General features: G+C 60.9%; 9 protein-coding genes and 2 pseudogenes. 3 read left to right on the top strand and 8 right to left on the bottom strand.

Annotated elements, in window-relative coordinates; genetic code table 11:
* Positions 1–146: 146 nt before the first annotated feature.
* The gene (locus ACIGGF_RS23755; protein WP_222068477.1) at positions 147–851 is read right to left on the bottom strand and encodes a TetR/AcrR family transcriptional regulator; all 705 of its coding nucleotides are present in this window, start codon (positions 849–851) and stop codon (positions 147–149) included.
* A 185-nt stretch (positions 852–1,036) separates the two neighbouring features.
* On the opposite strand from ACIGGF_RS23755, the gene ACIGGF_RS23750 reads away from it, so the two are divergent.
* Complete coding sequence (locus ACIGGF_RS23750) at positions 1,037–2,530, top strand: MFS transporter (RefSeq protein ID WP_397523548.1); 1,494 nt, start codon at positions 1,037–1,039, stop codon at positions 2,528–2,530.
* Positions 2,531–2,545: 15 nt separating this feature from the next.
* Here the strand turns inward: ACIGGF_RS23750 and ACIGGF_RS23745 are convergent, their stop codons facing one another.
* Positions 2,546–3,100, bottom strand: a complete 555-nt coding sequence (locus ACIGGF_RS23745; RefSeq protein ID WP_397523544.1) for a PaaI family thioesterase — start codon at positions 3,098–3,100, stop codon at positions 2,546–2,548.
* A gap of 180 nt (positions 3,101–3,280) precedes the next feature.
* Here ACIGGF_RS23745 and ACIGGF_RS23740 point away from each other — a divergent pair.
* Positions 3,281–3,796, top strand: a pseudogene (locus ACIGGF_RS23740) (transposase); the annotation flags it as partial.
* Positions 3,797–3,827: 31 nt separating this feature from the next.
* Here the strand turns inward: ACIGGF_RS23740 and ACIGGF_RS23735 are convergent.
* Positions 3,828–4,580, bottom strand: coding sequence for a TetR/AcrR family transcriptional regulator (locus ACIGGF_RS23735; protein ID WP_397523543.1), 753 nt, complete (start codon positions 4,578–4,580; stop codon positions 3,828–3,830).
* A 106-nt stretch (positions 4,581–4,686) separates the two neighbouring features.
* Between ACIGGF_RS23735 and ACIGGF_RS23730 the strand changes: the two are divergent.
* A pseudogene (locus ACIGGF_RS23730) lies at positions 4,687–5,053 on the top strand (AMP-binding protein); the annotation flags it as partial.
* A gap of 30 nt (positions 5,054–5,083) precedes the next feature.
* On the opposite strand, the gene ACIGGF_RS23725 reads toward ACIGGF_RS23730, so the two are convergent.
* The 5 genes from ACIGGF_RS23725 to ACIGGF_RS23705 all read right to left on the bottom strand — a co-directional run bounded on the left by ACIGGF_RS23725 (position 5,084) and on the right by ACIGGF_RS23705 (position 10,614).
* A complete protein-coding gene (locus tag ACIGGF_RS23725; protein ID WP_397523542.1) occupies positions 5,084–6,007 on the bottom strand; it encodes an alpha/beta fold hydrolase in 924 nt (307 codons plus the stop codon).
* Positions 5,997–7,067 carry a 2Fe-2S iron-sulfur cluster-binding protein gene (locus tag ACIGGF_RS23720; protein WP_397523541.1) on the bottom strand — a complete coding sequence of 357 codons (1,071 nt, stop codon included), beginning with the start codon at positions 7,065–7,067 and terminating at the stop codon, positions 5,997–5,999. Before ACIGGF_RS23720 ends, ACIGGF_RS23725 begins: the two co-directional genes overlap by 11 nt.
* Entirely contained in the window at positions 7,064–7,933 is an 870-nt protein-coding gene (locus ACIGGF_RS23715; protein ID WP_397523540.1) for an SDR family NAD(P)-dependent oxidoreductase, read from the bottom strand. The genes ACIGGF_RS23720 and ACIGGF_RS23715 overlap by 4 nt, the downstream gene beginning before the upstream one ends.
* A gap of 39 nt (positions 7,934–7,972) precedes the next feature.
* Positions 7,973–9,487 carry an NAD(P)/FAD-dependent oxidoreductase gene (locus tag ACIGGF_RS23710; RefSeq protein ID WP_027498242.1) on the bottom strand — a complete coding sequence of 505 codons (1,515 nt, stop codon included), beginning with the start codon at positions 9,485–9,487 and terminating at the stop codon, positions 7,973–7,975.
* 158 nt (positions 9,488–9,645) lie between these two features.
* Positions 9,646–10,614 (bottom strand): diiron oxygenase, encoded by a 969-nt coding sequence (locus ACIGGF_RS23705; protein ID WP_027498243.1) that lies wholly within the window; start codon positions 10,612–10,614, stop codon positions 9,646–9,648.
* Positions 10,615–10,740 lie beyond the last annotated feature (126 nt).

Genomic DNA, 10,740 nt, shown 5'->3' with positions numbered 1-10,740 from the left:
TGTCAGTTTCAGAAGTCGGCTGCACGATGTCAGAAGTCTCCTGCACTGCAACTCCAAGTTCTTATGCCCACGTTCGACCGCATCCTATGAGCGCTGCGATCCCATGACTGGTTAGCATATTGATCGTGTGGTTTCCCTGTTAAGCCTTACTGGCCGTCGTTGAGCTGGGGGTCTAGCGTCGCGGCCGGCCACGGAAGGCTGTTGTCGCGGGAAGTGCTCGATCCGACACTTATCGCATGGGCGGCGAGAAAGTTGTCGACGATTCGGATGCAGTCGTCGGCGTGGATGTGACGCAGTCCAGTAAGGCGAGCGAACACTATCGGTCCGAGGAGCTGAATGAGGGCGAAGGTGGTGTCGAGCTCGCCGAGCACAGCGCGGGCGTCAGGGGTCGTCAGGATCTGATCCAGGGACTTGCGGTATTGCTCTATTACACGAGCCCGAAGCGAGACCACCGCGCCAGGATCGAGATCGCGCCGACTGGCGTCGCCGCTGTTGACGGGTCCCATCGCCAGCCACGCCAGCGTGGTCATCTGCACCGGAGCTTGGTCAATGAGGTCGGCTTGGGTGGTGAGCAACGAAATCAGACGTTCGCGTAGCGGACCGGTATCGATATCGGTGTCGACTGGGGGTAGTAGTCGCTCGAAGGTTGCAGCGAGCAGGTCAGTGGTACTTCCGAAGTGTCGGTACAGCGTGGCACGTGCAACCTTCGACATGCGGGTGACCGCCTCCACGGTGACCGCCTCGACACCGCCGGTGGACAGCAGCTGACCGGCCGCTTCGAGTAACCGGTTACGTGAGCGCGCCAGCCGGGGGTCGGCCGGGCCCTCGGTTGCAACGGGAGGGTCGACCATGAACGGGCTCCGCTCCATTTGACTGACAAGACATGTCCTCGCTTGATCATTCTGTCACACCCGCAGAGTTATGATACTAATAGTCTCGTACCGAGACGATCAGTCTTGAACTGGGAGGCTGGCCGTTGAACGAACGTGGATCCAACTCTGTCGGCGTCGCTCGATGGAGCGGTGCCCAGTGGTGGATGTTGATTGTGTCGTGCATGGCGGTCGCGTTGGTGGTGGCCGCAATGGCGGCATTGTATTCAGCGTTGCCACAGATCGCGGTCGCGACAGGGGCGACGCAAGCTCAACTGACCTGGATAGTCGACGGTTACACGTTGGTATTGGCGTGTTTCGTTCTGCCTGCCGGTGCGATCGGTGACCGTTACGGTCGCCGCGGGGTGCTCGTGGCAGGGTTGGCGTTGTTCGCTTTCGCGTCGGCATTGCCCTTGTTTCTTGCTGACCCGGCGTGGCTGATCGCAGCTCGCGCGTTGGCTGGGGCGGGTGCGGCGCTGGTCATGCCCTCGACGCTGTCGATACTGACCGCGGGATTTCCACCGGAGCATCGCGGTCGCGCTGTAGGTGTGTGGGCCGGGGTTGCTGGATCCGGAGCGGTCCTGGGCATCCTCGGGGCTGGAGTGCTGCTCGAACAGTGGCCGTGGACCTCGGTATTCGTCGGGTTGACCGTCGCCGGAGCGGTTCTGGCTGGGTTGGCATGCAGTATCGCGGAGTCCCGCCAACAGGAGCATCCGCCGGTCGATTGGGTAGGCGCTGTGACCGTCGTTGTCGCAGTCGGGGCGATCGTCTTCGCTGTGATCGAGGTTCCGGTCCGTGGCTGGTCGGATTCGCTCGTCGCCGTCAGCACTGTGGTGGGCTTGTTCGCGGTCGTGGTGTTCGTCGTCGTAGAACTACGTTCCTCGGCACCGCTACTCGATGTCCGGTTGTTCGCCCGCCGTGGTTTCGGTGCCGGCGCGCTGTCTGTCTGTATCCAATTTTTGGTGACCTTCGGGGTGTTCTTGCTGTTGGTGCAGTATCTGCAGTTGATTCTTGGTTATGGACCGCTCACCGCCGCGTTGGCGTTGACTCCTATGGTGGTGCCGCTCATCGTGATCTCGGTGATTGCACCCTGGCTGTCGAACATATTCGGGCTGCGGGTGATGACCACTGTAGGTCTGCTCACCATCGCGGCGGGACTGGTGATGGTCAGCAGACTGACCGTCGCGGCGACTTACTCTGACCTGCTGTGGCCCCTGCTCATCATGAGCGCAGGTTTGGGGTTGTCTACCGCCCCTGCGACTTTCGCCATCGTCTCGGACACTCCTGAGGCCAAGCACGGGGTGGCTGCCGCGGTCAACGACGCAGCTCGCGAAATCGGTGCCGCGATTGGGATTGCGGTAGCCGGTAGCGTGCTCGCGGCCGGTTACGTTCAGCACATCCAGCCGGCTCTGCCCCAGCTACCCGAGCCTGCCCGCGGTCCGGTGGCCGATTCGCTGGCCGCCGCATTGCAGGTCGCCGACCGCGCAGGACCAGCTGGCCAGCCGCTGGCAGAGTTCGCCAAAGCCGCATTCGTACACGGAAGTGGTCAGGCGACACTGGCGTTGGCGGCCCTGACCGCCGCTGGGGCACTCGTCCTCGCCGTCTTTGCGCCAGGTAGACGCAGCCGTACGACAGCCACCGCGGGTGATGGACGTCGGTGAAGGTCGGCCAGGGTGTCATTCTTCGGTGTGATTCGTGTCTGTGGCCCGGATTTGGGCCCGCGCTTGGGACTGCATGAAGTGTTCGACCTCGACCACCACGAACAGGGCAGTAGCGGTGGCGACCGAGCGGCCCTGCGCATCGTCCATCGTGGCCGTGAGATCCAGTTTGCGCCCATCACGAGACCGAACGGCAGCACGCAATACGTATGGAGTGCCGAGCAGAACCGGCGCCAGGTAGTCGAGCTCGAGACGCCGCGTCACGGCGAGCTCACCCACTGTGTAGAGCAGGAAGCCGAACAGATCGTCGAGAACGGTCGCCACCGCGCCTCCGTGTGCTATCCCGGGTGCCCCGACATGACGTTGATCGAACACATGGTGAGCCACCACGCCGTTCTCGTCCCGCTGGACCGACAGGGCGTGGCCGTGCGGATTCTCCGGCCCACAACCAAGACAGTCGGGGTGGTGGGGCGGCAGATCAGGCGAATCGAAACTCGTGCTCCAGAACGAGCGCGCCCAGTTCTCGACAGCGGGGCCGGCCGACCCGCTGACCTCGTCCGGAATTCTCTTCATGGTCAGACCTCTCTGTCGTGAAAAAACTATGCCGAGTCTGTCGCGTCTTCGCGCGCTCGGCCTGCACCGCTGTCAGTTTCAAAAGAACAAACTGCACTATGTCAGAAGTCAACTGCGCTAAAGGATCGACCAAGCCGACATAGCTTAAAGAGAGAAGTGATCTGCCGCGAGGATTTCGGCGCACTCTTGGCGCTGATCGCGGAGTTGAACCGTCAGATCGGCGACCTCGAAGCCGAACTGACCCGCCATTTTGAAACACACCCGGACGCTGACACGCAACGCCGCCGTCTACCTCTCCCTGCCAGGAATCGGTGTCATCCTCGCCGCCCGGGGCTCGGTGAATTCAGCGACGACGTCGACCGCTACACCAACGCCAAGTCTCGCAAGAATTACTCCGGTACGTCACCCCTGACAGTTGCGTCGGGCAAGAAGCGGGCCGTACTGGCTCGACATATCCGCAACCGGCGGCTCTACGATGCCATCGACCGGTGGGCGTTCTGCGCCCTCAGCCAGAGTCCGGCCGCTCGCGCGTTCTACGACCAACACCGTGCTACCGGAGACCTCCACCACCAAGCGCTCCGCGCACTCGCCAACAGACTTGTCGGGCTCCTGCACGGGTGCGTACGCCACTGCACCGAATACGACGAACACACCGCTTGGGCACACCGCACCGCGCAACAACCCGACGCAGCATGACAAGTTACAATTCTTGGATATCTAGGGTGATTCAGTCTATTTTGTGGCGGGAGGCGAAACCGGGATGGCTGAAAGGCAGACTGCGTGAGAAGGCCACGCCTACGGTTGCGGCCGCGCCGTCGATGATTCCCCACGTCGTCTCTGATAGGTGTGCGGCGAAGAACGTATCGTCCACCCCTTGCTCACGACCGTTGTCGATCCACCACTGAGTCGCAGATAGACCAGAACCCAGAATGGACGCCACGGCCATGGGAATGACCGAGGTATCTGCGTGAACACGCTGAAGACTTTCAGTGAACCGATCGGCGACGACCTCCATCACCGACCTCAGTTCGTCAGCAACTCCGCCATTTCCCGATCCGGAGTACTGAAACAAGTGATTCGCCATAAGGAATCTGACGACCGTGGGATACTGCCCGACGAGCGTGACGTAGCTCTGGACGGACGAGCGAACCATGTCGTCAACCGAAAGATAATCTTGGTCAGCGAGAATAGTGATTTTCGCCGAATCCCACATCAACGCACCGAGTTTCGCCGCCACCGCCGCGTTCAAGCCCGCTTTGTCGCCAAAGTAGCGATACAGCTTTGGTTTAGATACACGGGCCTCCGCAGCGATGTCGTCCATGCTGACGCCTGCACCATACCGTTCGATGATCCGTATGGTCGCGTCGACCAGCTGCGCGCGTACCTCGACTCTATGCTCATCCCAGCGGGTGCTACGGGCATCGGCCACTCGACGCTGCACCTGAGATGGAGTAAATGAAACGCGGCGGACGAATGACATTGTGGGGTTAACAATACCCTGAAGGGTCCTCTCAAGCGAGTCGGGCTGTAGAGCCGTTCGCTGAAACCTCTCGGTTCGCTCGCAGCGGTTCGGCACCCTCCCTCAAGCAGCCGATCGTCCGCCGGATCGCACCGTGTCGATCACATACACCGGCGGCACGACCGGAAAGCCGAAGGGAGCCATCGGAGGCTTCGGCATTGTTCACGATGACGCAGATTCAACTCTCCGGAGTGAGAATGGCCGGGTACCCCAAATTCTCGTTGTGCACCCCGCTGTCGCATGCTGGGGCCGCGTTCTTCGTGCCGACCCTGACGAAAGGCGGCCCGATGATGGTGCTGCCGAAGTTTTATCCGCCGAGGTGCTGCGCACCATCGACGCAAAAAAGATCACCGTGGCGATGCCATCGATGCTGTACGCCTCGATGGACCCCTCCCAACTCGGACACGCGCGGCCTGTCGACGATCGTGGCCGTCTCACGAGCTCATGTGTGTCCGGTCGACGGTTCAAAAGCCATCGCCTACCGTGGCTGCGTCCAATCGGGCCGCTGCTTCGTTGAAATAGTTTGGTGCCTCCATGTTGATCATGTGACCGATCTGTGGCAACGCCACGAACTCATGCAACCGGCGGCGCTGCTGCAGTCGGTCGGCGAGATCAATGGAATGAACCGCGGGTGTCAACTTGTCGGCCGAGCCCACGATCACGGTCGTCGGAACCGTAAGTGAGTCGATTCCTCTGCTCACATCGATGGTGGCCAGGACCCTGCCCCACATTCCCCGAACCGCAGGGGGGCACCGCAGTACTATGTCGGAACACTCAGCCACAACGTCTGCTGGCGTGTGTGGACCCATCGTCCCGTATTTCACCAACCGTCGGTTGAAGCGAGTGTCAAGCATCTCCGGTCCCGCGGTGGCGAGCCCGGCTGCGAATGCCCGCTCCAGTGAGGCGCGGAATCGACGTGGCGACCCAATTAGCGTCGATTTACTCACCAACTGCGAGGGGCCGGTACTCGCCAAGACGGCACCACGGGATAAGACGGGCACCGACTCCGGGTGCTCGGCAGCCCAACCCATGATGGACATCCCGCCCATACTATGACCGGTCACCAATGCCTTACGATTAGACGTGACGACAGCGCGCAAGACAGCCTCGAGATCGTCGCCGAGCACCGACGAAGAGAAGGGCGCGCGACCCCGGTCGCTCCAGCCATGCCCTCGTTGGTCATACACCACCACACGGTGTGTGGTGGCGAAGTGCTCGATCTGAGGTCTCCAGAACCGACCTTGGCAAGCCCACCCGTGGCTGAACACCAGCAGCGGCGCATCATCACCGAGCCCGTACTCCTCGACAAACAGCCTCGTGCCGTCACTGGAGAGAACCTCCCGCGACCGCCGCGACAATAGGCCAGCTTTCGAGGAGTCAGAGGTCATCGAAACTCACCGTCACAGCGTCGGTGAGCGGAAGTGCCTGGCACGCGAGTCGCTCGCCGTCCTCAATGTCGTCGTCTACGAGGATGTTGTTCTGCACCATCTCGACATCGCCATCGATGAGCTTGCACACACACGCGCTGCATGCGCCCTCTCGGCACGAGTACGGGGCATTGTGCCCTCGCGAGAGCAGCACATCGAGCAGAGGCGTGTTACGTGGCCACTCCGTGGTGATGCACTCTCCGTTCAGGTAAACCGTGGCCGTAGCTACACCCTCGTCGTCATTGAGTCGACGCAGTGTTGCGGTGTCGAACGGGTCACCCGTCAGCGACTGGAATACCTCTCGATGTACATCCGAATGATCCACTCCGCATGCGGCGGCAGAGCTTTCCACAAGATCCATGAAAGGGGAAGGCCCGCAGGTGAAAATTGCCGATCCCTTGTGTTCACGAATGATCTTTTCTACAGCCTCTGATGTGGGAATCCCGTTCTCCGACTCAAGCCAGTCAACCAAAGTGAACCGCTCGGCGAATTCAGATCTAATCTGCTCAAGCCGGCACTCGTACATGATCGAATCGGAGTCACGGTTTGCGTAGAACAGGACAACTTCCCCACTGCCCGACACCAGAGCCGACTGCACCAGCGACAGAACCGGAGTGATGCCGCTTCCGCCAGCGAAGAAGAGCAAGTCGACGTCGAGGCTCTTAGCGGTAAACTTTCCCGATGGCGTGAGGACGGTCACCTCCATGCCGATGGAAACGTTGTCACACAACCAGTTCGACGCATACCCCCCAGCGGTGCGCTTCACCCCGATCTCGAGGCGGAAGTCATCGACATGAGGCGAACTGCTCAGCGAGTAGCATCGTGCGACGTGGCCCGTCTGGTCGGACGGGATCTTCAACGTAATGAACTGCCCGGGTAGATGCTTGAAATCGTCGACGATCTCGTCAGGCACTTCGAAGGCGATGCTCACGGAGTCCTTGGTCTCCTGCACGACCTCCGACACGGTCAGCGTTCGCGATCGCGCGGTGGTGCCCGGCCGATTCTCCTGTTCGAGGGTCATTTGATGAGCCCCCGCTTACGAGCCAAGGCGTAGCCCGCGCGTGTGACAGGCGCAGAGATGTCCTGGTAGCGCGGACCGACAACGCGTGCGACAAAGTCGAAGCCACGTGCGTCTGCGCCGATCAGCACTCGGGGCTTCTTCTTGTCCATTCCCTTGAGGATGGCGCACGCAGCTTTCTCCGGAGTGGTCCTGGCGATGTTGTTGAACATCGAGGCAATGGTGGCGGTATCTGCCCCCATATCGGATACACCACGAGCGTTGTTGACGATATTAGTCTTGACGCCGCCGGGGTGAACGCATGTCACCGTGACCGGATGCCGACTGATTTTCATCTCTTGCCGAAGCGCTTCGGTGAAGCCACGCACACCGAACTTCGCGGCGTTGTAAGCGCTTTGACTGGGGATCCCGACCAGACCGAAGACGCTGGAGGTGTTTACCAGATGACCATCACCAGAGGCGATCAGATAAGGCAGGAACGCCTTGGTCCCGTTGACGACACCACCGAAGTTGATGTCCATCAGCCAGTCGAAATCCTCCCAGGACATGTCGACAACGTCGGCGCCGAGGGCGACGCCGGCATTGTTGAACACCATGTTGACGCGCCCGAAAGACGACTGCACGCTCTCTGCGTAAACCTGGAACGCAGCACGATCTGCCACGTCCAACACCGCGGTCTCCACGGTCGCACGATGCGCGGTACGGCACATGTCCGCCGTCTCCTCGAGATGCACTTCGTCGACGTCGGACAAGGCAAGGCTGGCCCCGCGTTCGGCCAGTTGGAGGGCAAGGGACCGACCGATCCCTGAGGCGGCTCCCGTGACGACTGCGACCTGGGTCGCGTAATTGCCTGCTGTCGAACTACTCACTGTCGGATACTCACTTCTCGATGACCTACGGTTGGATTGTCAGGCGATCTCGTACTCGGCGGGCTCGAAGTCTTTCGTCGCTCGCCAGTACTGCCAGGTGAACCCGGGCCACACCGTACGGTTGACACCTTGCGAGTCCAGATACCAACTCGTACATCCGCCGTTGGTCCACACGCCCTTGGCGAGCTTGTGTTGGATGCTCTTGTTGAAGTGTTCTTGAACCTCGGCCCGCACATCAACACGCTCCGCACCTCGACTGTCGACGGCGTCGATGGCCTTCATGATGTACTTGATCTGCTGCTCGATCATGAACACGACAGAGTTGTGCCCAAGACCCGTGTTAGGTCCGAGCAGGAAGAACAGGTTCGGGAAGCCCTCGGTGGTGATGCCGAGGTGGGTATTGATGCCCGTCCGGTGCCAGTGCGACGGCAAGTCCTCGCCCCGAGCGCCCTTGAGCGCGAGTTGATCGAACCCGTCCGTGACATGGAACCCTGTGGCGTAAATGATCACATCCACAGGGTGTGACACGCCGTCAGGGGTGACGATCGAATCGGCAGTGATCTTTTCGATCCGATCGCTGATCACTGTCGTGTTGGGGGCGGCGAGCGCAGGGTAGTAGTCGTTCGATCCCAGGATGCGCTTGCATCCGATGCGGTAGGACGGCATCAGCTTCCGGCGGAGCTCGGGGTCGGTGATAGAACGCTCGATGTTCCATTTCGCCACCTTTTCGATCGGTCGCATAAGGTTGGAGTGGCCGTTGAGCCCGAAGGCCAGGCTCTCTGCGCCCCAGTAGACCGACCACCGAGCGAGGCGGCGAGTAATGGGGATCTTGCTGAGCAGCGTCCGAAGTACCGGCGGCACCGCGAAGTTCTTGCGTGGAAGTACCCAAGCCGGGGTTCGCTGGAAGACCGTGAGTGTGCCGGCGTCCTTCTGCACGAACGGCACGAACTGAATCGCGCTGGCACCGGTGCCAATGACGGCCACCCGCTTGCCCTGGAGATCCACCGTGTGGTCCCACTGTGCCGAATGGAACGCCTGACCGGCGAACTCGTCGATTCCGGGGATATTCGGAAAATTCGGGATGTGCAGAGCGCCGACACCGGACACGATGTACTGCGCGACGTACTCCCGGCCCGACTCGGTACGCAGGTGCCACCGAGATTCGGACTCGCTCCAGTATCCGGAGACCAACTTCTGCCCGAAGTGGATCTTCTGAGTGACACCACGCTTGTTGGAGATATCTTTCAGGTACTGCTCGATTTCGGGCTGCGAGGACCATACCTTCGACCAGCTACCGCGACTCTCGAACGAGTAGGAGTACATCAGTGACGGTACGTCGCACGCGCATCCCGGATAGGTGTTGTCGCGCCACGTCCCACCGACGGAGTCGGCCTTTTCTAGAACGATGAAATCACTGTACCCGCGTCGGCGGAGCTGGACGGCCATACCGAGGCCAGAGAAGCCGCTGCCGATGATGAGAACTTTGGTAGTGATGGGCTCGGTTATTCCCGGGTCTGTCGCCGTGGCGGCGGACTTGGCGTTGGAGGACGGCATTGTGAAAATCTCCTGATCGAATGCAGAAAACGGACCCGCACGGCGCGCCGTGACGCGTGGCAGGTGTGGGAATGTCATCCGCCCAAGCCCACGAACCGAGGAATCCGGTCGTGGGGTCGAGGAATGGGCTGTGGGACGCGCGGACCGGGCCGGGCGTGTTAGCGCAGATCGTCGGGCAGGCTGCGCGTTGCGCGCCACATCGCCATCGTGAACTTCCCCTCCATCATTCCGGCCTCGTGGAAGAATCGGATCATCGGCTCGGACATGAACTGCAAGTTGACGCGATAGTTCGGGCTCGTCTGCTGCGCCCACAGGCCGCGCAGACGGCTGATTCCGACATCGGGATATACCTTCGGATTGATGAGCAACGGGTATGCAAAGTTCGCAATGGCCGCCAACGTGCCTCTATGCCAGGCGCGCGAGATGCGTCCGCGACGCTGCATCCCTTCCACCATTTCCAGCCGCGCGAACGTGATGTGACGGGCCTCTTCGAGAACGTGGATCTTCATGAGCTGGCGCAGCTGCGGCTGCATTTTCGGGTCATTCATCGCCTCGCGCTGAGCGCGGTCGAGGATCTCCTCGATGAGCAGAGTCGCGCCGGACACGGACGGGCCGAGAGGCACAAAGTGCAAGATCTTCGCGATGCTCAAGAACCCCTTCGGCAACTTGTACGGTGCCAGGCCCGTCTTGTTGATCAGTCGGGCGAACATCGTCGAGTGACGTGCCTCGTCGCCGATCTCGTTAAGGGCGTAGAGGGACCTTTGATCTGTCAGGGCGCCTTTGGCGGATGTTCGGAGCAGCGCCGAGCTGAGCAGATTCTCCGCGTAGATACCGAAGCTGAGGATGCTGACGATTTCGTGGCGCCCGAGTTCCGCCTTTTGCTCATCGCTCATTCTCTCCCACAGCTTGGTGCCGTAGAGCGAGACCCGATGCTCTGGCAGGTAGTACTTTCCTTCCTCCCAGGGTGAGTCCCAATCGATGTCGATCTCCGCGTCATAGAATTTTTCGGCCGCCGCCCGCAGCAGTCGGCCGGCAGATCTCTGCATGTCGACGGGCTTGCGGGCGCTGACACGCGCAGCTCCTTCCGTTGAGACGTCGGGCTTGGTCTCCACATTTTGAACGGTCATGTGACACCTCCGTTGCGTTCCGGGCCGAGCTGAGTCTCGACTTCATACCCGTACTCCGGGTACCAGATACTGATAGTGTCTGCGCCAATGCGTTCTTTTGTCAATGTTCGATGTGAAGAAAGTGAG

It is taken from the genome of Rhodococcus sp. NPDC078407 (genome assembly GCF_044542515.1).
Lineage (GTDB): Bacteria > Actinomycetota > Actinomycetes > Mycobacteriales > Mycobacteriaceae > Rhodococcoides.
This window is presented reverse-complemented; position numbering and strand designations above follow the sequence as displayed.